The 26,381-nt window shown below is 39.3% G+C and carries 19 protein-coding genes and 1 tRNA gene; 8 read left to right on the top strand and 12 right to left on the bottom strand.

Going from position 1 to position 26,381, the window contains the following annotated elements:
- Positions 1-12 precede the first annotated feature (12 nt).
- Positions 13-768 (top strand): MBL fold metallo-hydrolase, encoded by a 756-nt coding sequence (locus EO93_RS11260; RefSeq protein WP_048133953.1) that lies wholly within the window; start codon positions 13-15, stop codon positions 766-768.
- A gap of 377 nt (positions 769-1,145) precedes the next feature.
- A complete protein-coding gene (locus EO93_RS11255; RefSeq protein WP_048162598.1) occupies positions 1,146-1,490 on the top strand; it encodes a hypothetical protein in 345 nt (114 codons plus the stop codon).
- A gap of 198 nt (positions 1,491-1,688) precedes the next feature.
- Here EO93_RS11255 and EO93_RS11250 read toward each other — a convergent pair whose 3' ends face one another.
- The 3 genes from EO93_RS11250 to EO93_RS11240 form a co-directional block, all read right to left on the bottom strand.
- Positions 1,689-2,972, bottom strand: coding sequence for a glycosyltransferase (locus EO93_RS11250; protein WP_235284227.1), 1,284 nt, complete (start codon positions 2,970-2,972; stop codon positions 1,689-1,691).
- Positions 2,973-3,100: 128 nt separating this feature from the next.
- Entirely contained in the window at positions 3,101-4,108 is a 1,008-nt protein-coding gene (locus EO93_RS11245; protein WP_048162596.1) for a glycosidase, read from the bottom strand.
- 11 nt (positions 4,109-4,119) lie between these two features.
- Positions 4,120-6,504, bottom strand: coding sequence for a glycosyltransferase family 4 protein (locus tag EO93_RS11240; protein ID WP_048162595.1), 2,385 nt, complete (start codon positions 6,502-6,504; stop codon positions 4,120-4,122).
- A 1,682-nt stretch (positions 6,505-8,186) separates the two neighbouring features.
- On the opposite strand from EO93_RS11240, the gene EO93_RS11235 reads away from it, so the two are divergent.
- The 3 genes from EO93_RS11235 to EO93_RS11225 all read left to right on the top strand — a co-directional run bounded on the left by EO93_RS11235 (position 8,187) and on the right by EO93_RS11225 (position 12,802).
- Positions 8,187-11,072, top strand: coding sequence for a disaggregatase related repeat-containing protein (locus EO93_RS11235; RefSeq protein ID WP_082107641.1), 2,886 nt, complete (start codon positions 8,187-8,189; stop codon positions 11,070-11,072).
- Between the two features lie 268 nt (positions 11,073-11,340).
- Positions 11,341-11,862 (top strand): dual specificity protein phosphatase family protein, encoded by a 522-nt coding sequence (locus EO93_RS11230; protein WP_048162593.1) that lies wholly within the window; start codon positions 11,341-11,343, stop codon positions 11,860-11,862.
- Positions 11,863-12,319: 457 nt separating this feature from the next.
- A complete protein-coding gene (locus EO93_RS11225) occupies positions 12,320-12,802 on the top strand; it encodes a hypothetical protein (protein ID WP_235284226.1) in 483 nt (160 codons plus the stop codon).
- A 324-nt stretch (positions 12,803-13,126) separates the two neighbouring features.
- On the opposite strand, the gene EO93_RS11220 is transcribed toward EO93_RS11225, so the two are convergent.
- Both EO93_RS11220 and EO93_RS11215 read right to left on the bottom strand, forming a co-directional pair.
- Positions 13,127-13,534, bottom strand: a complete 408-nt coding sequence (locus EO93_RS11220) for a DUF1699 family protein (protein WP_048133968.1) — start codon at positions 13,532-13,534, stop codon at positions 13,127-13,129.
- A 577-nt stretch (positions 13,535-14,111) separates the two neighbouring features.
- The gene (locus tag EO93_RS11215; RefSeq protein ID WP_048162592.1) at positions 14,112-17,225 is read right to left on the bottom strand and encodes a tetratricopeptide repeat protein; all 3,114 of its coding nucleotides are present in this window, start codon (positions 17,223-17,225) and stop codon (positions 14,112-14,114) included.
- Between the two features lie 179 nt (positions 17,226-17,404).
- Here EO93_RS11215 and EO93_RS17785 point away from each other — a divergent pair, with 179 nt between their 5' ends.
- The gene (locus EO93_RS17785) at positions 17,405-17,596 is read left to right on the top strand and encodes a hypothetical protein (RefSeq protein ID WP_162198704.1); all 192 of its coding nucleotides are present in this window, start codon (positions 17,405-17,407) and stop codon (positions 17,594-17,596) included.
- 308 nt (positions 17,597-17,904) lie between these two features.
- On the opposite strand, the gene EO93_RS11205 is transcribed toward EO93_RS17785, so the two are convergent.
- The 3 genes from EO93_RS11205 to EO93_RS11195 form a co-directional block, all read right to left on the bottom strand.
- A tRNA-Gln gene (locus EO93_RS11205) sits at positions 17,905-17,977 on the bottom strand.
- A gap of 203 nt (positions 17,978-18,180) precedes the next feature.
- Positions 18,181-18,582, bottom strand: a complete 402-nt coding sequence (locus tag EO93_RS11200; RefSeq protein ID WP_048133975.1) for a hypothetical protein — start codon at positions 18,580-18,582, stop codon at positions 18,181-18,183.
- 37 nt (positions 18,583-18,619) lie between these two features.
- Entirely contained in the window at positions 18,620-18,952 is a 333-nt protein-coding gene (locus EO93_RS11195; protein ID WP_048133979.1) for a DUF2551 domain-containing protein, read from the bottom strand.
- Positions 18,953-19,827: 875 nt separating this feature from the next.
- On the opposite strand from EO93_RS11195, the gene EO93_RS11190 reads away from it, so the two are divergent.
- Positions 19,828-20,292, top strand: a complete 465-nt coding sequence (locus EO93_RS11190; protein WP_048133980.1) for a hypothetical protein — start codon at positions 19,828-19,830, stop codon at positions 20,290-20,292.
- 1,070 nt (positions 20,293-21,362) lie between these two features.
- Here EO93_RS11190 and EO93_RS17780 read toward each other — a convergent pair.
- Complete coding sequence (locus EO93_RS17780; RefSeq protein ID WP_048162590.1) at positions 21,363-21,542, bottom strand: hypothetical protein; 180 nt, start codon at positions 21,540-21,542, stop codon at positions 21,363-21,365.
- 1,501 nt (positions 21,543-23,043) lie between these two features.
- Here EO93_RS17780 and pap point away from each other — a divergent pair.
- Positions 23,044-24,558 (top strand): polyphosphate:AMP phosphotransferase, encoded by a 1,515-nt coding sequence (gene pap / locus EO93_RS11180; protein ID WP_048162589.1) that lies wholly within the window; start codon positions 23,044-23,046, stop codon positions 24,556-24,558.
- A gap of 127 nt (positions 24,559-24,685) precedes the next feature.
- Here the strand turns inward: pap and EO93_RS11175 are convergent, their stop codons facing one another.
- From EO93_RS11175 to EO93_RS11170, 3 genes are all read right to left on the bottom strand, one after another.
- Complete coding sequence (locus tag EO93_RS11175) at positions 24,686-25,225, bottom strand: response regulator (RefSeq protein WP_048162588.1); 540 nt, start codon at positions 25,223-25,225, stop codon at positions 24,686-24,688.
- 379 nt (positions 25,226-25,604) lie between these two features.
- Positions 25,605-25,736, bottom strand: coding sequence for a hypothetical protein (locus tag EO93_RS18505; RefSeq protein ID WP_255350224.1), 132 nt, complete (start codon positions 25,734-25,736; stop codon positions 25,605-25,607).
- A gap of 241 nt (positions 25,737-25,977) precedes the next feature.
- Positions 25,978-26,379, bottom strand: coding sequence for a response regulator (locus EO93_RS11170; protein WP_048133987.1), 402 nt, complete (start codon positions 26,377-26,379; stop codon positions 25,978-25,980).
- Positions 26,380-26,381: the final 2 nt, after the last annotated feature.

The raw sequence follows: 26,381 nt of genomic DNA, 5'->3' as shown, positions 1-26,381 counted from the left end.
ATTCTCTACTTCATGGAGATTACATTTCTTGGTACTGGAGTTGCGATCCCTGAAAAGGGTCGGGTACAGTCCGGCATACTTGTCAGGCTTGAGGACAAACCTCTGCTTATTGACTGTGGAAGCGGCGTTTTAAGCAGATTTCCCGATGCAGGAGTCCCACATACAGAAGTAGATACCGTATTTCTCTCACACCTTCACCTTGACCATGTAGCTGATTTGCTCCCCCTCATTAAAGCAAATTGGCTCAGAGGAAAAACCGAAATGCGAGTATACGGACCTGACGGGACCGAGGACTGGTTCTCGAAGGTGCTTGGGGCATATGAGTATATTCTGGATGGAGTGGACGTGGATGTTGTAGAGATCTCTCCCGGAAAGGAGTTTACGCCTGAGGGTTTTGACTGCGAGATAACCTGCGCAACTGCTTCCCACAGTGTTCCGACTCTGGCATACCGCGTGACTGCAGAAGACGGAGAATTTGTTTACTCAGGGGATACCGAACCCTGCCGGAATATAATGGACCTGGCAGTTGAAGCCGACCTCCTGATACACGAATGCTCCTTCCCTCCCGGCACAAAAGTAACAAACCACACAACTCCGAGCACGCTGGCTGAAATGCTTGAAGACTACAACAAAGAGATCGGAAGTATCTGCCTCACACACTTCTATCCCGAAATGAAAGGGCATGGAAAAGAAGCAATACACCGCCTCAAGGACTATGTTGATGGAGAGGTGATCCTTGCAGAAGACCTGATGAAACTTGAAATATAAAGGAATTTAAATTGTAATAATTAGAGCTATGAAAATTATAACTATGAAAATTTGAAATATGAAAATTATAACTATGAAAATTTGAAATAAATATTTGAAATCTGATTATAATCATAAATTTTGTGGAATCCGGAGAAATACAGAGATTTTAACTCTCCGGTTTTCCCACCTGTTTCAAGAATTTGAGGCTTAATTCGGGATTTAAGTTACCTGGATTTGCCTTATCTGGATTTTACTTACTGGAATTTACCTTATTGGAATTTACCTTATTGAAATTTACCTTATTGGAATTTACCTTATTGGAATTTACCTTATTGGAATTTTGTTTGTGAAAAGCTCTGAAAGACCAGAATTACATTTTACCCCCGGTGATTATCATGGCAAGAATACTTTCCGAACTTGATATTGGCATTCTGAAAACCGTTGCCCCGGAATGTGAGGCTCTCCTCTGTTCCGGCTCAGGAGTACATTATCGTTCCATTCTCCCACCTCTGGCAAACCACTACTCAAAAGATGCAGCTGATTTTCTAAGGAGGATCAAGCTGCTGTCCATGTCTGACCTTGAATACCTTGTCAGGCTCATTTTATCCGGAGAAGAAAGCCTGGGCTGCGTGCCTTTTAATTACATTATCCTCTTTGTGGAAAATGTATCAGAAAGGCTGGGTGAAGAGGTTGCATCTCAGGTCAGAAAATCATATGACGATTCCGAATGTCCTGCCTGAAAAAGACTGATTGAAAAGATGATAAAGAAGACGGATCAGGAATTAACTGAAAAAGACTCTGGTACTCTGGTCTGAGGCTTTCAGACAGGTACCATTTACGTGCTCTATGCAGTTATCAGGCAGCTTTTGAATAGTAAATAGTAGTAAATAGTACATCGGTTTATCCGGGATTAAACAATAAAATACGGATAAGCCTTCTTATGCTCTTCCGTATTTATCTTCGAGCCTTTCGATATCGTCTTCTCCAAGGTAATCTCCCTGCGCAATCTCAATGAATATCAGGTTCTGACTGCCTGTGTTTCTAACGCGGTGTACGTCGTTTACCGGCAGGTCGACCGAGTTTCCGGCAAGAACCCTGATCTGGTCACCGTTTTTAGTTACAAGCCCTTCGCCGCTGATTACATGCCAGTGCTCACTTTTATGGGAATGGCGCTGAAGTGAGATCTCTTCCTGGGGCAGGACCGTAAGGCGTTTGACCTTATACCCCGGTTTCTCTGTAAGCACCTCATAGAAGCCCCAGGGCCTTTTTGCCTCACGTTTGCACTTTTCCAGAATTGTCTCATATACCCTGATATAGTCCTCTACCATCCGGTCAACAGAGAAGCGTTTTTCCACGCTTTCCCGGCATTTCCTGCGTGATATGGAGTTAACCTTTTGAACAGCCTCTACGGCTTCGTCTGCATTGTTTACGAGGAACCCGGTCTCCCCGTCCAGGATCAGTTCAGGCATCGCCCCTCTGTTTATTGCAATTACGGGCGTCCCGCAGGTAAGGGCTTCGACAACACCGAGCCCGAAAGCCTCCTCATAATTGATCATGTGCAGGAGAGCACGGGCATTTGAGAGCAGCTCTTTTTTGCGTTCCTGGGATACATGCCCCTCGTAAATTATCTGCTCGTTGTCTATATGGGGCTCAACTTCATTCTTGAAATATTCAGAGTCTGCAATAAAGCCAGCCATTCTCAATTTCATTCCGGCCTTTTTTGCAACCTGTATTGCTTCTTTTGCGCCTTTATCCCTGTGAATACGCGATATAAAAAGAAGATAGTCCTCCGGATTGGCATTAAAAGGAAAACTCTCGATATCTATTCCGTGCCGGACCGTTGCTATATAGTCCAGTTCATTGCACCTGTAGGCATCACTTATGGATACATAAAAAGTGCTGTCGTTATATTTTTTATAGACCGGCAGAATTTTCCGTGAAGAAAAGCCGTGGATAGTTGTTACAACAGGCGTGTCTACAAGCCCACTGTAACTAAGAGGCAGGTAATCAAAATGGTTATGAATTATATCAAATTCATTTGCCCTTTCAAAAACCTCTGATATATGAAGGCTCTCGTATACTTTTATAATCATATCTTTATCTTCTTCGTACGGCCTCGGGCACACCGAATGAAGTTTGCCTGCTGTGTGCGAGTCAGCTGTTGCAAACAGCGTAACGTCAATACCCCGTTTTACCAGTCCCTCAGTTAATAAGGATACCATTGCCTCCCACGGGCCGTACTTTTTAGGCGGCGTGCTCCAGGCAATCGGAGATAACATAGCAATTCTAATAAAAGTCCCCCCAGTACTTTAGATATTTAATTCAGATATTTAAGCCCCTTTTCTCCATTTTATTCTTGAATGATATGCCTGTGCCCTTCAAAAGCCCTGCAAAACTCTGCAGGGCACTGCTCTTCGGGGCACTCATGAATATACTCAAGGACGTCACTGAGTTTTGCGCTTGCCATGGATACAGAAGTATCCGCACTTCCATAATAAATACGGATTTGATCGTCATTTAAAACCCACCCACAGGGAAAAACAACATCATTTACATCTCCACTGCGCTCATAGAGTTCACGGGGTCCGAAAACCCATCCTTCTGACCTGTGAAGGACTTTTCTCGGGTCTTCAAGGTCAAGAAGAGCCAGCCCAAGCCGGTAACTTGTTTTTGACGTTGTTGGGCGGACTCCGTGGTACATAATTAACCAGCCGTCGTATGTACGAATTGGCTGTGGAGATAAACCTATCTTACGGGCATCCCACCACCCTCCTTCCCTGGCATACAGAAGGACCTGATGATCCCCCCAGTATCTCATATCCGGGGAAAAGGAAATCCAGATATTTGCCTTTGCGCCGCTCATTGAAGAGACCGGCCTGTGTAACATTGCCCACCTGCCGTTAAACCTTACAGGAAACATGGCAGAATCTTTATTTTCAGGAGGCAGGGTAGCTCCTATCCGCTCAAAATTGCGGAAATCCTCTGTAAAGGCAAGTGATGTTAAGGGGCCGGAATCCGAAAAAGCAGTATATGCTACAGCCCATTTTCCCATCTCATCAATATAAGTTATACGCGGGTCTTCAATGCCGTATATCTCTTCAGGGTAGTTTATAGCGTCCGGAGTAAAGGTTGGCTCAGCATCAATTTCCCAGCCATCTATCCCGTTATTACTCCTGGCTACAGTAAAGTGAGAAAAGCCCCTGTGGTCTTCAACACGCACCAGTAATAGAGTTTTACCATCAACTATAGCGGCTGCAGGGTTAAACACCGAATTTGCCTGGTAAGGCCAGTCTTCAACAGTGAGGATGGGATTTTTTTTATGCCTTACAAACAGTTCTCCGCGGTCCTTCCAGATCATGCTGTCACTTCTCACTCTACCTTATTTGCTGATAACAGGCTCTTTTTTTTCGGCAGGACTTCTTCACTTACGGTGGGCTGGGATAGAGCACTGTAAGCTTCACCTGCGTGTTTATTTAAGGAACTTAAAGCCATGAGGAAGCAGATTACGGATTCTGCGCCCTGGTTGCAGTTCATCCCGTCGCAGTTGAGCCCGTCGCAGATCGCACCTGTCGAATAGTCATACATAGGAGTTCGAAGGCGGTTTCTGCCCAGGAAATATTCAAAAGAGTATCTTGCAAGCTCCAGGTATTTTCTCTCACGGACAGTTTCATAAGCCGAAATATAAGCCTGAGTCAGGTAGCCTGCTTCGATGGGCTGCTGGTCAAAAATCGGTTTTTCTCCATCACAGGAATACCAGCCCTGATTTCCAACAATATCGAAAAAGTCGCCTTTCCACTGGACCTCAGTAAGGAAGTCCAGGGTGGCAAGCCCAACTCTTCTGTAAGTTCGGTCTTTGGTATAGTTATACGCCAGTATAAGGGCTTCACTCAGTTTTGCATTGCTGTAGGTAACTGTGGGTTCAAACCAGTTCCAGTCTTCTTTCCCGTTAGCTTCATACAGGTCGACCAGAGAGTCTGCGTGGCTGGTAAATATGGATTCAACGGTATTTTTGTCTATAAGGGAGTCTACGGCCCTTACAGCATCCCTGCGGGAGTTAAATATGGATTCAAAAGAGTCCGCATCCACGCCTGCCCTGAGCATTTCATACAGCCCGCACATTGTGTAGGCTTTTGCCCTCGGATAACCCAGTTTTTCCATCTGCATTTTAGATTTACTTACAAGCGTGTGTGCTAGCGTACGTGTGTTTTTTGACAGGTAAGGGCAGCTTATCACATGCCCAAGCCCGTAGATCGCGCGTCCGAGAGTGTCTTCACTGCCTTCTTCGTCCAGAAACTCTCTTCTATAGCTCATAAAGTTATGGAAGTGCCCTGTACCGGTCTGGGCATGTTCAAGAAAGCTCATGTATGTGGTAATCAACTTCCGGAGTTCCTCGGCTTTTTCCTGGCTATCGGTAAGCTGTGTCAGTGCAACGAGTCCTCTGCCCACATCATCGGTACTGTATCCGTAATGGCGGGCCGGCACACCCAGATTGGTATGCTGGATAATGCCCACGTCATCAGTCAGCAGTTTGAGGTGGTCGAGTTTTATTTCCGGAAGCTGATCTGGAAGGAAATTAAATCTGTTTTGTACTTTTGGATAGGGATTGTAGTGCTTTAAAACCCTGGAAAAAACAGTATTGTATTCTTTACCTATGTTTTTCCAGGTCATTTTCCTGCCAAAACCGTATGCCTTTATGCGCATATTCTCACACTCGTCCGGATTTTCTATTAAGTATAAAAGCGAGTTTTTAAAGCCGGCAGTGTCTCCGAAATCTACGAGCAGCCCGCGATTATCGGACAGCATTTCCTGGGCGTACCAGTAAGGAGTGGATACTATTGCTTTTCCCATACCTATGGCATAGGTCAGAGCGCCGCTTACTATTTGTTCTCTGGAAAGATATGGAGATGCGTAAATGTCACTGGCAAGGATATAATTGCAGAGCTCTTCTTTCTCGACAAATTTATCGTGAAACATTACGTTATTCTCAAGCCCGAGTTCGGAAACCCGGTTCATAAGATACTTTCGATATGTCTCTCCATAATGTTTTTTGATCACTGGATGGGTGGCACCCAGAATAAGGTAAACAAGGTCAGGATACCGGCTTACAACATCCGGGAGAGCTTCGAGCATATTTTCGATGCCTTTATTCTGGCTCAGCAGGCCAAAGGTAAGGATAAGGGGAGCCCCCTTCAGATTTAGCATCTGTTTATACTTGCTGCAATTGTTAAACGGATAGTCAGGTAAGCCGTGAAAAATGATCTCGATTTTTTCATCCGGTACCTTATAAACATCTTTTAACATCTCGACTGCAGTCTGGCTCATCACAACCAGCTTTTCCGAATATCTTATGAGTTTTTCTGTGGATATACGGTATTCCGGTTCCGGTTCCCGGATAATTGTATGCATTGTAGTAATCACAGGTTTGTTTATTCCTGAAAGAAGAGCGAAAATGTAATCGCCTGCGTTTCCCCAAAAAAGGCCGAATTCGTGTTGAAGACATACGATATCTGCATCGGACCGATTTATAAAATCTGCAGCTCGGTAGTAATCTTCGAGTTTGTCCCTCTCTATTTGAAAAACGACCTCTTCAGGATAATTGTAGGTTTCGGAAGGGTCATTAAGGGCAATGACCTCACAATGTATGTCGTCATGCACCCTGGATACTGAATTCAAAAGATCAAAAGTAAATGTAGCAATCCCACATTCTTTCGGAACATAAGTTCCTATAAACAAAACTTTCAATTGCTTATTCAACTATTTTCCCCCTAACTTATAGTAATCAGGGTTGTACTCCCGCTAACAGAAAAAGCACTTAAGTAAGCATAAATTCCCACTAACAGAACTTTAAGCACTTAATTAAGCATGCTCCCCACTCAGTAACGCTTAATTAAGTCGTACTCCCCAGTTTTTCAATTATACTTCATTTCTCTGCTGTGTTTTCAGATCAATACATATCAGCTTCTATATCGATGTGAACAGCTTCTGTATCGATGTGAAGACTATATGTCCACAAAGTTATTGCCGTATCGGACTAAACATATATTATATATATATTTTTATCGCAAAATCCGCAACTTGTTGAAAAATATATAGTTATTAATAGAAAACACGTCGTTTTGTTTCGAGAATCCTGATTATCAACTGCTCAATTTACTGATAAAGAGCGATAAATTTATGGCCCCCGCCCGCTCACATACTTTGTAAAAATTTAGCTAAATAAGTAACAAAATATTGATTAGATATAATAATTGTATTCAATGATATTTAATATTATTTATAAATATAATTAAACTAGTTAACTGAAAAAAACAATACAACTTTTGTAATATATTATATTTATAAATGGCCCGATAAATATCTTTTAAACAAAAAATCATGGGAAAAATAAGGTCGCATAGCAATCTTAAACTATATTTCTGTTTTCTGCTGCTACTGTATACAGTATGATTATTTTTTCTGGTTTTCAACTTATGGATTTTGAATGTGAATCACTTTTAACCATGTCGATTTTTACCTTAATTGATCCCACCGTGATATTTTTCGCAAAATAATAAAATAAAAGCTATTATAATGTATAAAATTCTGCAGTGAGATCTGTATTTTGTTCTGGAGAATTAATCCAAAGTAGATCCGGGCGCAACCGTAAATATGAAAACCAGGCATTTCAGAGTAAATAATTGATAATATGTGACCTGCTGAAAGCGCGGTAAAAACGAAACCGGAAAATAAAGCTTTTTAAGCATCTTCTAAGTTATACGAATGAATTCAAAATTGTTAGAGCATAATCTACAAAAAATCCTTTTTTCATAAAATTCCAGGGCATTTTAAAAAATAATTCCTCTCTATGATTCGAAGTCAAATATCCCAATAGATAATGATTTTTGTTTTATCCTGCTTTCACATTATCTCTTTTCTCAAACAGCCTAAAATATTTTAACATGTATCGCGAATATTTTTATAATATAACATGTAAAGTACAATATAACATATCAAATTAATTTTGTATAATGAATTAAATTTATTTGTACTGTTTGGTACCGGGGGAATCTATTCAAGCGAGGGATAAAATCCTAAAAATGGAAGCTCATGTGCTATCTTCACTGTTCATTAACCCGATGAGATAGCCTTTGATCCTGATACATTTCAAGGATTATTTCTGGAATCTCAAAACTGTGATAGTGGATACTGTCTGCCAGATCCTACCTTATATCCCTCATACGTGAAAAGTACAATCATAATGGGCACCGAGCCAGAATTCAAATTATTAACAAATTTGGAATCAAACAGAATAAATTGAAATCATACAGAATTAATTGGAATCAAACAGAATAAATTGGAATCATACAGAATAAATTTTTATTTTAATTAAATTAAAATTTTATTAAATAGTATTACAGGTGATAGCTCTGTTGAATCAAAAATTAGTAATACTCTTTATGACAAGCTGCCTTGTCCTGTCAGGCATTCCTGCAGCTTTATGCATGAGTTCGGCACCAGTTGTTTATGTTGCAGGAGACGGCAGCGGAGACTTCAATTGTGATGGAAAAGACGACCATATCCAGATAAATCAGGCTCTCAAGTTCGTGGCAGAAAACTCTGCATATACAACTGTTCATCTCAAGGGACCCTTTACCTACGTTATTGACGAGACCCTCCTGATAGGCAGCAATACTATCCTTGAGGGCGATTCCAGTGCAAAAATAAAGCTTGTCAGCAATGCTAACTGGGCAGCCTGGAAACCAATGATTAAAGAAAGAAGTACAGGCAGCAGCGGCATTACCATTCGCGGGTTTACAATCGACGGAAACCGGGAAGGGAATACGAATGTGGTTAGTGGAAAAGGGTATTATAACCTTATCCATCTCAGCAGCTGTCAGAACATAAATGTGTATAATATGTATCTGACCAATAACCACGGGGACGGTTTGAAAACCGATAAATGCACCAGTGTAAAACTCTATAATAACAAAATATACCTGCTCGGGCACGACGGCCTCTATGCCAGCAGCTGTTCAAATGTGGAAGCCTACAATAACATAATAACCTGCAGGACAAACAGCGGCCTCAGGCTTTATAATACAAACAAAGCCAGCTTCCACGATAATGTTATTACATCGGAAGGTTCCGGTGGGGCAGGAATTGAAATCCAGAAGTATAACACTCCCTCAATGGACGATATTGAGGTCTACAACAACGTAATATACAAAACTGCTCTTGCAGGGATCTGGATTTTCGGATCAGGGTCTTATTCCGCTTCAACGGCAAACGTTCACATCCACCATAACCAGATATACGATACCGGAACTAAAACCAGCAACAGTATAATCGGAGGAATCTTATCCAACGGGTTCGGTGGACTCATTGAAAATAACGTGATCGATGGGACCTACGGAGCTGGCGTTGTCCAGAAAACTGTGTATTCTCCAGCCCCGTCCGGGTCAGGTTTTGTTCTTACAATAAGAAACAACATAATTACAAACTCCAGATCTTCTTCAGCCGGAGGAAGCGGGTATGCTGTGAACAACGAACTTAAAGGTACGCACTCTTTTGCCCTGCAGAACAACTGTTTCTACGGAAATGCAGGTGGAGAATACAAAAATGTTCAGGCCTCATCTTCAGATATAAAGGCAGACCCGCAGTATGCTGACAGAAACAGCCGCGACTACCATTTGAAATCAAAAGCAGGAAGATGGGACGGAAACGGCTGGATAACTGACAGCACGAGTTCCTCCTGCATCGACACAGGATACAGCTCTTCGGACTATTCTGCAGAACCGCAGGACAACGGAGGCAGGATTAACATAGGGGCATTCGGGAACACAAAGTATGCTTCAAAATCAGGAACATCTACAGTAGATAATAATCAGGCTCCTGTGATAAATTCCATCCCGGATGTTAGTGTTGAAGCTGGAAAAAGCCTTACCTTTACAGTAAGCGCTTCGGATGCAGACGGAGACAGTCTCGCATACTCTGCTTCAGGTACTCCCTCAGGTGCGACTTTTGACAGCAAGTCAGGGTTTTTCAGCTGGACCCCGGCTGCCGGGCAGGAAGGGACGTACAGCGTAACCTTTGAGGTAAGCGATGGAAAACTAAAGGATTCGGCTACAGCAGCTATAAGCGTTGTCGCTCAGGAAAACTCCTCGCCCGCAGCAGAAGAGGTCTACGATAACCGCCTGCGGGAAGCTTCTCCTAACACAGTCTACCAGGGCTCATCCTTTATTGACGTCGGGGGAATGAATAGTTTCAGGTACAGGGATGTAATGCGGTTTGACCTGAGCGAGTACGCCGATTCAGGGGAAGTTGGTAATGCAATCCTTTCTCTCTACTGGTATTATCCTTCAGGGACCTTAAGACCCGAGGATACCGTGATCGAGGTTTACAGACCTGCTGCTTCATGGAATCCTGATTATGTGAGCTGGAGTAAAAAAGACAAAGGTGTTGCATGGAATAATGCCGGAGGAGACTGGTACGATAAAAACGGCGTCTTGCAGGGCAGTACTCCATACGCTACGATAACCCTTAAAGCCAGTGAACTTCCGGATAGCACATACCACGAGCTTGATGTAACCGGCCTGGTAAAAGAGTACGCCAGCGGCAAATATGAAAATACTGGATTTCTGATCAAAGCCCGTACGGAAAACAACAATTACATAGCTTTTTACAGCACCGAAGCCGGAAACGAGAACCGGAAACCCAGGCTCACCGTAACCGAACAGGCAGCTGTAAACCCGGTTATTGATGTGACTGTGACCGGGGCAAAGGACAACCGCCTGCGTGAAGCCTCCTCTAACACAGTCTACCAGAGTTCGTCCTTTATTGACATCGGCGGAATTGGTGGAGTTGGAAGGTACAGGGATGTAATGCGGTTTGACCTGAGCGAATATGAAGCTTCCGGGGAAGTTATTAACGCAGCCCTTTCTCTCTACTGGTATTATCCTTCAAGAACCTCAAGACCTGAGGATACTGTGATCGAGGTTTACAGACCTGCTGCTTCATGGAATCCTGATTATGTGAGCTGGAACAAAAAAGACAACGGTGTTGCATGGAATAATGCAGGAGGAGACTGGTACGATAAAAATGGTGTCTTGCAGGGCAGTACTCCATACGCTACGATAACCCTTAAAGCCAGTGAACTTCCGGATAGCACATACCACGAGATTGATGTAACTGACCTGGTAAATGAATATGCCAGTGGCAAATACGAAAATACGGGATTCCTGATCAAAGCCCGCACGGAAAACAATAATTACATAGCTTTCTACAGCACCGAAGCAGGAAGTGAGACTCAGCGCCCTAAACTGAACCTGCAATTGAAACCGTAATCAATTAGCAAATTTAGTTTCAGGAAAGGTATTTCTACAGGATGCAGGCGAGCATAAAAACGTCAACTGCTTAACCTTCATCCCTGTATCTTTTTTCGATAACTTTTTTAGAAAACGGGCCTTCTGAAAAACAGGCCTTCTGAAAAACAGGCCTTCTGAAAAACAGGCTTTCTCATTTTTTCAGAGCATGATATGTTCTGGTTTTAATTTTTAAAACTAATTTAAAACTGAATAAATAATTTATACATCCTGTCTTTATACCTTCTGCATGACCCATTCTCTATTGAGCCCTCTGGAAATGCCTTCAATAGATGGCATCAGAATTCCCCTGAACTTATATGTCGTGCTTAAGGAACCAGCACTTCTTGCCGGTATGTCTTATCCCGGAATGCGTACCCCCTGGAAAAATATTGGGGATGCTGGCTTCTCAGGTGTGGTCTGCCTCTGCGATTCAAAGGTTTCCTATAACCCCTATCCTCTTGAAGTACTGTTTTCTGCAGAGTTGGAAGATCTGCACCACGGTTTTTCGCCAATTAACCCTCAAATGCAGGAGGAACTTGTAAGAGACGCAACTGAAGTAATAAGGCGAGAAGTGGATGCAGGGAAGGGAATTGTTGTTCACTGTATGGGCGGGATAGGCAGGACTGGCACTGTTCTTGGATGTGTACTCCGGGACCTTGGTTTTCATGCTGATGATGTAATAAGTTACCTGGACAAAATAAACAGAATAAGGGGTGTAAGGGGGTGGCCGGAGGTAAAATGGCAGGAGGAAATGGTACGAAAGTACTGATTTATTCTGTGAAAATTGACGCTCAGTTGATTAATCCTTTAACCCTTTTACATCCACTTTCTTTGTATAATTCTTGATAATGTATCTATATTCTCTTTGGCTCTTCGCTGTTTTGAGTGGGTAACTTAAATTCATCTCCTAAATGCCGGAAGAACATCTACAAAATTCAGAGGCATTTGCCTTTAAAAATCACATTCAAGCTCAATGTTTCTCTTTTTGGCTTGGCGACTTTATAACTACGCAAATATTTCTAACCCATAGGAAACAGCGAAGAGCCTTCTCTTTTATTTCTTTTTTTCAGCTTCATTTTTACCCTTGTCCTTCACTACTGAAAATCATCTCCTGAGGAAAAAATTTAAGAACTAAGTCTTCGTATAAGAACTGTACAAAGATAATTTAAATGATGGCGATAGCTATGGTAACAAGTCAGGAAAGACAGAGGTCAAATCTATCTCGAATGAAAGAAATAATGGAAAAAATTGAAAACACAACAAACGACTCTGAGCTAATAGCCGAATTAAAGGAACTTTTAAGAAAACAATATCCTCTGTCCCTAAAATGGCATATGATTATATTTAGAAGTGAAATTGATAGAAGCTTAAGGTATTTAGAAGAAATAAGAAAAGAAGAAGCTAAGGTAACAGGTGGGAAGCACAAGCAAAGAAAGGAGCCAAAAGGAGGATTAAAGCAAGTTTACTATAAACCCTCAGAGATACCGGACACATTTAAACTTGATTACTGCATAGAATATGATGCTGAAACAAACCAGTATAAATGGTTAAAGTGCAGCACTCCCCGAAATACAAGAGCAAAAGTGTTTACAATTCCGATATCTATGATTGGAGAGTACAAACTTCAATGGAGTGAAGAGATGAAACAGAAATGGGGAGAAGACAGCATCGGACAAAGAGAATTAGTGGAAAGGGCTATTAATAATTGAAAAACAAACCAGATCAGATATATCAAAGACCCTACCCCCCACCTTTATGTGTGCAGTAGAAGCACTTGCAGATATACTCAGGAAAAGTGTCATTTTGAAACAAGTAGAAAGCTTCTTTGAATATATTGGTCAATAGGATTCAGAATTGAATCAGTTATTAACTCAAAAATTCCACATTCTATAAGACGATGAGTATATATCTAGAAGAGGATTAAAACTGGAGATTAGGTGCTAAATGTGGAATCGATGTTCTGTAAGGTCTAATCTCCAGCAAAGTCTTAAGGGTCATACATTACCAAGGGGTATACCTTATCCGATGTAGATTCAGGCAGTAATTTCCTTACTCATGATATAAGCAACCATTTCGGAGTTTAACTTGCTCTCCCTTGAAACTCTTTTCTCAATCTCTTCAGCGGATTTACCTTCTATTTTCATGTCTTTAATCTTTTCAATTATTGAGGATGAAATGCTGTAGTATTCATTAATATCTTTCCTGTGTCCCCAGACATCCCCTTCAATAAGCTGGACTCTCTGCATCTGAAGGAACATTTCTATGGACTTTGAAACCGTGCGCCTGTAAGATTTAGGCAACTGAATAACTTCAATCTTCGGGCAGGTCTCAACCAATCCAAAGATGTCTTTGTTAGAAGGCCTGAAAGCCAGGTGGACGATACGTTCATTAGGATTGAGTGTAAAGATTTCTTCTCTTGAGCTAACTACTCTGATTCTCATGTTTTTCCCCCACTGTAGGTTGTTTTATGTTTTTTATTGTTTTATGTTTTTTATTGTTTTATGTTTTTACTACAGTAAGAACTACATATACTTATTATAAATAGTTATCTCATTGCACTAACATTATTTTGATAGTATATTAGTTGAGTACTTCTATTAAGTCCTTGGAAAATAACCTAAAAAAGCCTAAAATGGAATAAAATCACTTTATACAGATGGTGGTCTTATCTTTACTTTGATTTTTGTCATTTTTCTTATTATAATTTTTTTTTAGAACTATTTGAATTATTATTATCATTAACACCGAGAATTCCTATGCTTTTCAACTTGAAATTTTGAAAATTTTACGACGGACATGGAAGCCACCCATGTGAACAGTATTCGTGTCTCGTATCCCTGGATATGGCATATAAAAAAAGAATTGAAAGGCTGATCAAGATCACAGGAAATACTTAAGGAGAGCCATATTCAAAAATCCCTGCAGTAAACATTACACAAATCCCCGCGGAAAACATTATACAAATTTTTGTAGTAAACATTAAAGAGAGTTCTATACCTGTTTTCTCCTGGTGCGGGTTTAATCTTCAAATTCCAGTTCATACTCTTCCTGCAGTTCTCTATCAAACAGTTCCTCTTCAACCTTTAACGTATTAACTGCAACTCCAGTTTTTCCTTCAGGTATGCCAAGTTTAATAAGAGTAAACTGCTTCATTTTTTCAATTCGGGTATCTTCTAGGTTTAATTCTGCAGACCTGTTAAATGCTGAAAGTGCTTTATCGTATTCTTCTATGTTGTAATGGAGGACACCCTTGTAATACCAGGTTCTTGAATTATGCCAATTAATTTTGAGTGCATCTTCAATAGCTATAAACGCTTCATCGTGTTTACCCAATCTTGAAAGCATAAACGCCTTTTTTGCAAGAGCTTTCTGGTCATAGGGATCAAGTTCCAGGACGCTGTTAAAGTGCCTTAATGCTTCATCATACATTCCGTTTTTAGAGTAAATGTAGCCTCTTGTAAAAAGAGAATCTGAGTCGTCAGGGACAATTTCCAAAGCCCGGTCAACAGCTTTTAAGGCTTCTTCTGATCTGTGCATTTTAGTAAGGATTGCTCCTTTCTTTGACCAGAGGACTGAATTGAATGGATTTAGCTGTATTAGCCCGTTATACAGGCTGAGCGCGTCTTCATATTTTCTCGTCATTATAAGGATGAAACCTTTATTTGACAGCGCTTTTTCATTATCTGGCTGGATGTTTATTATCTTATCATAGGCTTTTAAAGCCTCTTCAAACCTATTTAGCTTGGAGAGGGCATATCCTTTTCTCAGGAGTATCTCAGGCTTTTTTGGTGTAAGCTGGTACGCTTTTTCAAGGTACTCAAGCCCTTCTTCATATTTATGGAACTTTAAAAGTGCCTTTCCTTTCAAAAAGAGGAGTTCACTATTCTTTGGATCCAGATCAAGTGCAAGGCCTAAAAGCTCTAAAGCCTCCTGAAATCTCTGGAGTTTCAGGAGGCTGGAAGCTTTAAGGGAAAGAGCACCCACATGGTCCGGTTCAATTTCAAGTGTTTTATTTGCGAGTCCTAATGCCTCTTTATACCTTCCGAGCTGATAGAGCACAAAACTTTTTTTGCATGTGGCTTTCACGTATTCGGGATTAAAATCACAGAGCTCACTAAAAGAAGATAACTGTCTTTTTGATGGAAGGGAATTTATAAAATTAGGAGTAATACTGATTACTTCATCAAGTGCATAAAGTGCCTCTTCATATCTTTTGTGTCCTATGAGGAACTCAACTTTAGAACGCCAGCTTTCCGTATTGCCAGGTTCTGTTTCAATCAATTCATTAAGGGCCCTTTCCTCTTCAAGGATTTCTTTTTGCTTTTTCGTCCAGGCTTCAAGGAGGGGTCTTGAGTCCGGATGTTCTGAATCAATTGAGAGCACATACTTTATCTGCTCTATTGCTTTCCCGAAATCTCCGGAGTCTGCATATCTCTCAGCTAGCTTTTGCATCTCATTCACTACAGGGTATGCAGAGATCTGGACAGCTATATCTCCCTGCGAGCCTTTTGTGGGCTGAAATATTACCTGGATTTGGGCTCCCCAGTATACATTATTTAAATCAACGTCAGATATCGAACTGTCGATTATTGCACTGACATGGAAAAAATAGGTTTTCCCGTCCTGGCCGATTATAAACCCGTAACCCTGCGGTGCAAGATACTTGAAAATCTGGCCCTGCTTTCGGGGAATTTTACTGCAGAATTCTTCCCTTGCTCGTCCTACTTCATTGTCAGGCTCATTTCCATTGAAAGAATCTATTTCATCGGGGGATGGTTTTAGTTTATTGGAAATAATGGGACAGTTATTGGGGGTAATCGAAGTATTAGAGGAGTTAATAGAAGAGTTATTAGTCGAAGTATTGGAGGGGTTAATAGAAGAGTTATTGGGGTTAATAATAGGTGGGGAATTAATAGGGGGAGAATACTTAATAGAAGAAGAGCTTTCCACGCGGGAGCCTCTATATTCTTTCAAAAGGCCCGTGAGTTTTCCATAGCCTATAAGCCTTTCATATTCCTTACATGTTTGTTTGGAATAGTTTTTAAAGGCCGATTCGAGCAGGGACGTTACCTTTTCCAGGTCAAGTGTTTTGTGTTCCGGGTCCTTTTCTTGCAAGGCCGTTATAAGAGGTTCTGCAGCTTTGTATTTTTTATCCCTTTGAAGGACATAAAGTGCGGATTTTAGCAAAAGAGGGAGAGTATCATTAACGTACTCCTCATTTTCCTTTCTGGCAGCTCCCTCTATTCCGGGGTTTTGTCCCGGTAATGAATGAAGGGTATCTCCAAATGTTGAATACTCGAATTCTTTTTCAGTCAGGCTGCAGAAAATATACCATGCATCAGGATCTTCCATCGGAGGTATCAGGTTAAAGTATACTGCTAAGCCAATATGGGCTTTTTCATAGTCATTAGTTTTAAGGGCAGCATATGCAGTATTATAGATATATTCAGGCAAGGGTTCCCGGGAGAATGCTTCTTCAAAATAACTCTGGGCTTGCCGGAAAGCCTCAAGGTGCACCAGATAGCAACCTGCGTTATAGTGAAAAACACCGAGTTTCTGGTATTTTTCCGCAAATTTCAACAATTCCGAGACCAGAGAAGGTAGTGGAGAATAATTTTTGTTTTTTATGCAGTTCTGGTACTGGCTGTTTATTTTATCCCATTTCTTTTTGTCTTCCTGCAGATGGGTTGAATCGAGGCTGTTTAATGGAAATGACATATTCGGCTCATGAAGAGTCAGCTTTGCAGAGGCCACTTTTGCTTTAAAGTTTCCGAGAGCCTCTTCGATCTGGTATTCAACCGGATTGCAGTCCTCTGCTTCGTTTTCTAATACCTCTTCCCCAGTTTCAGGATTTTGAGGTTGTCCTATTAACTCGTTTGCAGATTCCTTATTCGCAGATTCCGGGCCCATACAGCTTAAAGGGTCTTCTAAACCCTGGTCCGGATATGAGTCCGATAGGATCTCCCAGGCTCCTACCATTTTATAATATATGCCGGCAGTCCCTCTTTTAGTTTTGATTATGGTAAAGTCTTCGCCAAAACCTTCTATTTTTCCCTCCAACACGCTCCCATTAATCAAAGTCAGATTGACTTTATCTCCGATTGATGCTTTATCGGAAAATAAGCTCATCATTGTAAATTCCCCACTTAAACTATGCTTTCTTTCTAATAATTTTAGTTGATTTTTATATGTTATATACTTTGTTAATTTGCTGTCAGACATGATTTATAAAAAAAGAAGCTCCTCTAAAAGAAAATGACTTTCCCTATCAAGCTCGATTATGGGTCATGCAATTCTCTCTCCCGGGAGAGGTGAGCATAACATTTGCTGAAAACGCACCAAATTTATTGATAGTGATTTTGCATAGATGTGGAATTGAGCTTACTTTTGAAACAGCGATGGGTACATATAAAAACCAGGCATTGGATCCACATGTAAAATTGGATACACATGTAAAAACAGAGAAAGGTTTAGGGAAGAATGGTTCATATGAAAAATGGTAGATTGGAAAAACAGTAACGTCAGAATGAAAACGAATCTTAACCGATGACCAATGAATCAAGACTTAACAAAAACCCTTGATTTATACAAATATTAATGACGTTTTTGAAAAAAATGTTTGAATATCTTCCAAAATGCCCATTGGAAAGCTCCTGCTAATCTCTAATGAGGGCAAGTAGAAAATATTATTGATGCAAAACCTCAGAATTAATGTGGTATAAGTTTAATTTAAAATATTTAATTTAAAGGTTAAAAAAAATAAGACATTTCGTTATGAATCAAAAGAACGGGATTACTTATAAAATGGGTATAGCCCGGCACGGATTCGAACCGAGGTTGCAGGATCCAGAGTCCCGCATGATTGACCACTACACTACCGGGCTTCGATGATTTTTCGCTGTGGGGCGTGATTCTTGCGCCTTGAAGCGTATCTTCTAAAGGAAGATCTCCTATATATAACTTTCGACTGAGCGCCTTTGGATTTGTTAAAAGTTTAAGATATTGAGTAGAAAATCAGAATTCTAAAAAGTTTAATTTAAAAAAAGGAATTATTATTCCGGTAAAAAGGGTATTATTCCTTATTGAATCACAGGCTTTCTTCGGACTGGTTGAGGACAGCAGTCCACCACCAGCGGGCCATGTTTATAAGGTCTTTTGAGAACTGGCCGGAAAGCCGGTACTCCTTGTTTTTTATTGAGATAAGCCCGGCTCCCAGGAGCTTATTGCGCATTGCATAAAAAGAGGCACGGCCTATCTGGAGTTCTTCCAGAATGGTCTTCCATTCATCAGTTCGGATAGCATTGCCGGCTGTCTGTCGCTCTTCAACCATTGACAGGAATTTCTGACCCCGTACTGCAGTGGCGTCTTCCTGAAAAATACGCCTCATAAGATTATAGTATGGGTCTCTTGATTGGCCTATACGGGCATTTGCATCCGATCGCACTACGATGGTAGTTGCGGTTCTTGGTGCGTTTTTCACAAGTGACATTTTCTATCAGGCAATTGGGGTTGAAGTGATAAGCTGTTCAGGCTGCGGAATTAGTAGATTTTTTCGTGGAAGAGGCAACTATCTTCATAAGCAGGTCTACGTACTCTTCTCTTAAAAGATAAACCATCGGGGTTTTGTAGGACTCCTTATGTGCTCTCAGAATTCCAAGTTTCGAATGAATGTATCCTACCATGGATGCTACGGTATTTCTTGATACATTGTATCTACTTGAAAGCATTTCATGCAGCTCATCAATAGTTGCTTTCTTTACTCTGATGAAGATACACAGAATAGCCCTTCGATATCCACTGGAATCTACTTCAAGAAATTTCTCTAATCTGGCTTTAATTTTAGCTCGGATGGATACCATAAATTACCACCTTACTGATGTAGTAAACTATGTCAGTTATAGCTCTATATATAGGTTTGTAAATTTATTCGTCATGATGGGAATAGATATTAAAGCTACTGCTCTTCAGGCAATTTTACTTTGCTTCAAGGTCAGTTTTGTGTATAGATATATCCTTTCTCCAATATATCGCTTTTTAGAATCCATTTCCATTATATATTCTTGGAGTTCTATTTAAGTTGTCCTGCACAGAGTCAGGACTTTTATACTTTTGTTTTTAGCTACTTTTTCTGATAAAACTTTTTAGCTACTTTTTCTGATAAAACTATTTAATATTTCGATAGCTGAAAAAGCCTTTAAAATTCCTGTTATTAATTTGAATACTCGTATAATATATTTACTCAACAAAATTATTAGATTCTTACGAACATATATATTAAACTTGTGTTTAATTCCTAAAAATACGCCGAGTTATTTGATTGATATAATGAAAATCTGGTTTTTCTGTTCGATAAAAATATTTGCCATATTGTCCCAAAGTCTGATGAAGTCTCAAGAAACAGAATGATGCGGCTGTTATATGGTTTTATTTTTCTTTAATGCGGCATGGAATTTTTTTTCTTTATGTAACTTGATTACCTATAAAAAAGAGGTTTAAAAGTATATTGTTGAATAAATGTGCGGCAACTTTAGTTGGAGTTCTAAATGCTGGAAAAAAATAAGAGTATGGGAATAACAAAGGGGACCTTGAACTCACAATTTTTTATCAAAAGAGGGATTAATATTAATAAAGGTTATTACCTTAGACAGAAATCATATGGACAATTAAGTACCCGGACCTGGATCAGAATAAATTAACTTTCCGGGACTTCAGGCCTCATTCAGGAGCGGATAATGTGGAATATAGGTATGACCTTAATGAGAAAACTCTTTACATCGAAGAAAACCGAATACCTGCGTATAGCCTGGAAAAAAACGAGATTGGAAATTGCACCAGCTGCGACTCCATGCTCATGAGCCTTAGCTATCATTCTACAGGGGAGAATATCGCAGTCATAACGAAGTGCATTTCATGCGGGGCTTTCTATGCAAATATATATGATTCCGACTGGAACTGGGTAGACGAAACTCAGGTAACGCTTCTTCCTATCCCCATCCCTCTGAGTAACCCTGTGATTGACAGCTGGAAAGAACTTGAGGCCGTCCCCATAAAAAAACTGGAAGCAGTTTTTTCAAAAGGGGAAATTGAAGCCCTTGTTGCACGGGCAAAAGATGAAAACCCGGTCCGTCAGTACCTCTATAGAGCTCGCAAAAAGTATGAACTTTTTGAAGAAATTTTTGATTTAAAGCTGGAGTTATAATTTCGTTACATGAATTTTTCTATTTTTTAGCAAAAATGGGGAATAAATCGACTCCAATACCGGCTTAAATATGCGTACTAATATAAAGTTACATATAATAAAATCCACTGGTGGATATAATAATCGGCAACAGCAACTTCATTTCAAAAATATAACTAATTAATGTAAGCTTAAACAATGTACTTGCAAAAATATCCATAAATAAAATACTAAATTATGAGCTTAAACTCTGGATAAAATACTAAATATGAAAATGATGTGATATTAAAAATTAGTTCGTAATAAAATTAATATGTCAATATGTGTCTAACAAGAATTTACTTCTTATGTAACTATTTAATGATTTGTCCAGGTCCACAAGTCCAATACAACAAATAAACCAAGAATTGTGTATTTAGTTAAATTAGATATATAAATAAAGTACAGGGCAATATATCGTAATATTGTGTTATTTATCCCCCTATACGTTTCAACCTCTTTTTAACATAATTGGTGTAGAGGATTTGGTTTAAATGTGTATATATAAATATAGTGCAATAAAATAATAAATATAACTATAAATATATAATTACTGCAAGAAAATAAATATTATGCGTCTAAGGATAAAAGAATCCGCCGATATAATTGCAAACAGAACATTTATCTATTAACCACTCTTTTAACTGAAAATTAATCTCTACTATTTTTGGAGACATTTTCCTCATTTTCACATATGTGTTTTGGCCCATTTACAACCGAGTTAGTATAAAGATTCAAACTAAATATGAATATATAAATATGGGCATATAATATCTTAATTTGTAAACATATACATAATTAATACATGATGGATGAATAGTGAGTCTAATAAATTTATCGAGAAAGTGACAGTAATTAAGTAAAAATGAGTTTTACTCAGGAACCGGATTGTGGTTTATCCCATATATATAAATTTTAGAACTAATTCAGTCGACAAAAGAACTGGATTATCTCCCAAATATCTAAATGCCGCCTTTACTGAACAAAACCCATATTTATTAATATATTTGTATCGCAATAATTACCTATCTGCATATCAGTCCTTTTTATTTTCAGGCCCTCATTTTTGAGCCAGTCTCCATATCCAATGAAAATGTCTCAAATAATTTATTCATATAGTATATAGGAACAAATTTTGCATTGAGCGTCATTTCCAGGTCAACCCCCAATTTAGTAAAGTCGATCATTACATAAACTATAGGAATAGAGTACTTTTTGCCGACCACCGCCATATTAGATACGAAACAATATTACTGAAAAATAATTCTGAAAATAAGGATAATTGTACCTATATACTATATGAATGGGATGATCTGTTGCAGGAGTTATTTAAAAAACAATACCTTCAAAAAAAAGACACATGTCTCCAAACAATGGCCTCGTTTTAAGATATTTTCTGGATACACGATGATTTTCTACGTGTGTGTTTTTGTCATTATTTGGACTGTCTAGTCTACCCTATTTGGTTAAAAAAATATATTATAAATATAGTTTAATTTTATATATTCCGTACAACAAAATCATCACGTGGGCAAGAAAAAATTTAAAAGTTGTATAATCAAGTAATAGAAATCACGACTTCACAAACGAAATATCATTTTCAAAATATATGTATATTTTTATGAGTAACTACTAAAATGGTGCATGTAATTATGTGCTATGTACGTAATAACAAATAATTGATATGCCCGAGAAGTATCTTTAAATTATACTAGTTACAAAAAGAATGAGTAAATATAGCTAATTAATGAATTAATTCTCTTATTAGTTACTACAGAAAATGCAAACATATAAATATCAATATTAAATGGTGTAACTATTGTAAGTTACAAATAATTAAAAACACACTTTATGATAAATATTTGTGGGAGCATTACATCATTTAATAAATTATATGCCCATATGTCAATTGCATACATTCAGATGTAGTAATTTTGTATAAAAATGCCAACTTATAAATATACACATTAAATTATGCATAATTCATAAAGAATCATTAATAAAAAACCCCAATGAAGTCTGATGTAGGAATACATCAAAATATATGTAATTTATAGCATATAATGTACAATTTAAACAATTGTCACGGAAATAGAAATTAATGTCAAAAAACAGATCATGTTTTATCTAAGTTTGGGTGTATATTACTAATATGCGGTATTGAAGTGGATAAACTAGTCACAGTCAATAAATGATGCATATCAATTAATATATCATTTATTATAAATATACTTGAAATGAATATAATATCAACTCATATCTTACCATATAGACAACACATACTATTATTGGGCAATAATCGGATCCACCTTAAGTTTTCTTGATAAATTATTAGGCTATATTTATAAAATGGTTTTGGATCTCGTCTGTATAGACTATGTGGGATGTATTGCAGGTAAAAAGCATATTAACAAGTCTAAAACTAAGTTGTGATATATTTTTACGTTTCTGAATAATTATATGCATGTTTTCCAAATATTGTAATTGTAGTGTAATATAAAAATTATTTATTATAGTAGATAATTCTGGATTATATAATCCCTCTTTACTTACATTACTTCTTACCTGCCTTTAGTCTCTACTTACATCATCTGCCTCAAAAATTTAAATAACTAGTTGGACATATCTATATCGTTATTATATAGGAAATAAAGACTAAACTTATACCTGCATAGTTAATATTATTCTAAACACATAGAAATCTGGTTTTAAAAAATAACACAGGATTCCCACATGCTTGAAAACGTTGACTTATCCCAGGCAATAACAAACGAAGAATATAAAATAAGTATGAAAACACTTGAGGTTAAACTCGGTGAGCTTCAACGAAGAGCATGGGAACTGAAAATACCCATTATACTTGTTTTTGAGGGCTGGCATGCATCAGGGATGGGAGAAGATATCAACCGTTTTATCCTGCCTCTGGACCCGCGAGGATTTGATTTTCATACCATGGCCAGGCCCTGTTACGAGAACCGCCTCAAACCTTTCCTTCTGCGGTTCTGGGCGCGAATTCCTGTAAAAGGAAGAATTGGAATCTTTGACCGGAGCTGGTACAGCAGAGCAGTAATCGAGCTTTTCGGAAAAGAAAAAGACGAAATAGCCCTGGAAAAGATCCTGGAAGAAATAACCTATTTTGAGCGCCAGCTTGTGGATGATGGGTACCTGATACTCAAGTTTTTCCTCCACATCAGTGAGAAAGAACAGAAAGAGCGTTTCAAGGAAATCAAAAAAAAAGATATTCCCCTTATTCTTGATGAATATGAAGGAAAAAACGGAAAAGAACTGGATTTTATCGAACAATACGATGAACACCTGCCTGTTGTAGAAAAAATCCTTGAGAAAACAGATGTCCCTAATGCACCATGGACAATAGTCGAGGCTAATGACAGGAACTTTGCAGTCCTGAAAATCATGGTAACAGTAACTCACGCAATCGAGAAATCTATTGAAAAGATCACAAAGATTCCCGGGCAGCAGACAATCAAATATCTTGACATAGTAACTACAAATCTTCCTGTACTTAACGGTTCAGCTCTGGAAAAGGCCGACCTCTCAAAAAACCTTTCTGTGGAAGAATACAGGGAGTCTAAAAAGCTTTACCAGCACAGACTCGAAACCCTCCAGTATGAGCTTTTTAGAAAAAAACGTTCAGTTGTTATAATCTTTGAAGGCTGGGATGCTGCAGGGAAAGGAGGGGACATTCGCCGCCTTGTTGAAGAACTCAACCCCCGGCTTTACAGGGTTGTGCCCGTGGGTTCACCGAATGATACTGAAAAAGCCCACCATTACCTCTGGCGTTTCTGTGACGCAATCCCAATGGCAGGACATATAACTATTTTTGACCGAAGCTGGTACGGGCGTGTCCTCGTAGAAAGAGTGGAAGAGTTCTGTACGGAAGAAGAATGGAGAAGAGCCTACAGGGAAATCAATGAGTTTGAAAAAATCCTTGCCGATGCAGGAGCAATTATCTTCAAATTCTGGCTTCAGATAGATAAAGAAACCCAGCTCGAGCGTTTTGAAAGCAGGCTAAATGACCCGGAAAAACGCTGGAAAATTACAGAAGACGACTGGAGAAACCGGAACAGATGGGACGATTATAAAGTTGCAGCCGAGGAGATGCTCCAGAAAACGAGTACCACAGGTGCCCCATGGATAATTATCGAATCCAGGGACAAGCGTTATTCAAGGGCAAAAGTCCTGAAAACCGTAGCTGAAACCCTTGAAGAAGAATTGAAGAAGGCTTAATAAATCAAAAATTGAAAAGGTGTGAAAACTCAAATGGAGTTAAAAGATTAGAAGCAAATTCAAAAATGGAAAAGAGTTATCAAAAAAGAGATGAAGAGTTGAATCTATAATCCAAAAAGTCAGAGAGTTATTTGAAATTCAGAAGACTTTCAGTACATTCAACAGACTCAGGAAGTTTTCTGGAGCTTTTTTCACACTTTTCGGAACCTTTCTCAAGCTCATTGGAACCTTTCTCAAGCTCATTGGAACCTTTCTCAGAGTTATCAGAGCCCTTTTCAAGCTCATTTTTTTCCATCCTGTGCCTGCGCAGAGCCACATCAATACTTTTTTTCAGGTCCTTTTCATCAAAGGGTTTTACAATATACCCCAGGGGTCCCGTCTTCCATGCACTCTCCACTATTTTGCTGTCGGAACAGGCAGTCAGGTAAACCACAGGCACATCAAAGCGTGTTTTGATCTCTTTTGCAGCTTCTATCCCGTTCATGTCCCCTTTCAGCATTATGTCCATCAGCACAAGGTCAGGAAAAGTGCTTTCGGCTTTATTTATAGCATCCTCTCCGGATGAAGCAACGCCTGCCAGTGTATACCCCAAGCTCTTTAACATCCGTTTTATTCCCATTGCGACAATATGTTCATCTTCGACAATCAGAATTTTTCCTTCTGACATTCGTTACACCTTCGTTTTGTACTTCAGGGCCGGAATTATTTTTAACTCCCCCATTACCCTGCTGAAGCTGTTGGTTTCATAATTAATATCATTTTAATGCTTTATGTCAACTGAATTCAAATCTTACCTTCTCCCTTTAGAAAAGGCATGCTTAAGGGCTTTTGACACAGGTTTGTTTATGATAGTCAATATTAATCCCCGGGTAACCCCCTGGACTACCATTATTCCATCCATCCAGCAGACTTTATTCCCGTAAAAACCACGTGGTCAAACAAAGACTCAACCCGAGAGTTTTTCTTATACGGAGTCCCTATATAAATGAAGCTATATAGCCTCCACTATACGGTACTGACAAAAGAGAAGAGATAATTTAAAGGCTTTATCCTGTGCCATAAAGAGAGGTTATGGCAAGGGGCATGCGATATTTTAACGCCATTAAAAATTTTGACCTTAAAATTTTTCCCCCTATGAAAATCTTCATTTTATCTTTGTCTCCTTCATTTATCTTCATCTATCCGTTTCTACAGTGATAATTTAGCAGGATAAGGGAAACAACCAGAAACAGAAACAACCAGAAACGGAAACAACCAGAATTAGAAGGGGGTTTGTGGAGTAATAAGCTCTCGCGAACAGATGAATAAAAGGTTCACAGGTCTGAAAAGTTGAATCAGGGTTGAAGAGCTGAACTCAAGAATAATCGTGCTGAAAAGTTTATAAAAGATTACCTTTCTCTACCTGCCTATCTTTCCCCTTCAATTCTCCTCAAGGTCTTCTTTTTCATTCCTGTGCCTGTGCAGGGCTATTTCTATATTGCTGTGCAGGTCTTTTTCGTCAAAAGGTTTTACGATATAGCCGGAGGGTCCGGTCTTTTTAACTCGCTCGAGAATATTGCTGTCGGAATAAGCAGTAAGGAAAACCACAGGCACATCAAAGCGTGCTTTGATCTCCTTTGCAGCTTCCACGCCGTCAAGTTCTCCTTTCAGCATTATGTCCATCAACACCAGGTCAGGAAAAGTGCTCTCAGCTTTGCTTATAGCGTCCTCTCCGGATGAAGCGACACCTGTAACCGTATATCCCAGGCCCTTCAACATGCGTTTAATTCCCATCGCAACGATGTGTTCATCTTCTACTATCAGAATTCGTCCTTCTGCCATTC

Origin of the sequence: Methanosarcina sp. 1.H.A.2.2, from assembly GCF_000979975.1 — an archaeon.
Lineage (GTDB): Archaea > Halobacteriota > Methanosarcinia > Methanosarcinales > Methanosarcinaceae > Methanosarcina.
Note: the sequence above shows the minus strand (reverse complement) of the source record. Positions and strands in the feature narration are given on the sequence as shown.

Excerpts from the sequence above, each read along its gene's own strand:
- EO93_RS11260 (WP_048133953.1), top strand. The coding sequence starts at position 13 with ATGGAGATTACATTTCTTGGTACTGGAGTTGCGATCCCTGAAAAGGGT.
- EO93_RS11255 (WP_048162598.1), top strand. The coding sequence starts at position 1,146 with ATGGCAAGAATACTTTCCGAACTTGATATTGGCATTCTGAAAACCGTT.
- EO93_RS11250 (WP_235284227.1), bottom strand. The coding sequence starts at position 2,972 with ATGGTATCCTTATTAACTGAGGGACTGGTAAAACGGGGTATTGACGTT.
- EO93_RS11245 (WP_048162596.1), bottom strand. The coding sequence starts at position 4,108 with ATGATCTGGAAGGACCGCGGAGAACTGTTTGTAAGGCATAAAAAAAAT.
- EO93_RS11235 (WP_082107641.1), top strand. The coding sequence starts at position 8,187 with ATGACAAGCTGCCTTGTCCTGTCAGGCATTCCTGCAGCTTTATGCATG.
- EO93_RS11230 (WP_048162593.1), top strand. The coding sequence starts at position 11,341 with ATGACCCATTCTCTATTGAGCCCTCTGGAAATGCCTTCAATAGATGGC.
- EO93_RS11225 (WP_235284226.1), top strand. The coding sequence starts at position 12,320 with ATGAAAGAAATAATGGAAAAAATTGAAAACACAACAAACGACTCTGAG.
- EO93_RS11220 (WP_048133968.1), bottom strand. The coding sequence starts at position 13,534 with ATGAGAATCAGAGTAGTTAGCTCAAGAGAAGAAATCTTTACACTCAAT.
- EO93_RS11215 (WP_048162592.1), bottom strand. The coding sequence starts at position 17,225 with ATGATGAGCTTATTTTCCGATAAAGCATCAATCGGAGATAAAGTCAAT.
- EO93_RS11200 (WP_048133975.1), bottom strand. The coding sequence starts at position 18,582 with ATGTCACTTGTGAAAAACGCACCAAGAACCGCAACTACCATCGTAGTG.
- EO93_RS11195 (WP_048133979.1), bottom strand. The coding sequence starts at position 18,952 with ATGGTATCCATCCGAGCTAAAATTAAAGCCAGATTAGAGAAATTTCTT.
- EO93_RS17780 (WP_048162590.1), bottom strand. The coding sequence starts at position 21,542 with ATGGCGGTGGTCGGCAAAAAGTACTCTATTCCTATAGTTTATGTAATG.
- pap (WP_048162589.1), top strand. The coding sequence starts at position 23,044 with ATGCTTGAAAACGTTGACTTATCCCAGGCAATAACAAACGAAGAATAT.
- EO93_RS11175 (WP_048162588.1), bottom strand. The coding sequence starts at position 25,225 with ATGTCAGAAGGAAAAATTCTGATTGTCGAAGATGAACATATTGTCGCA.
- EO93_RS18505 (WP_255350224.1), bottom strand. The coding sequence starts at position 25,736 with ATGAAGATAAATGAAGGAGACAAAGATAAAATGAAGATTTTCATAGGG.
- EO93_RS11170 (WP_048133987.1), bottom strand. The coding sequence starts at position 26,379 with ATGGCAGAAGGACGAATTCTGATAGTAGAAGATGAACACATCGTTGCG.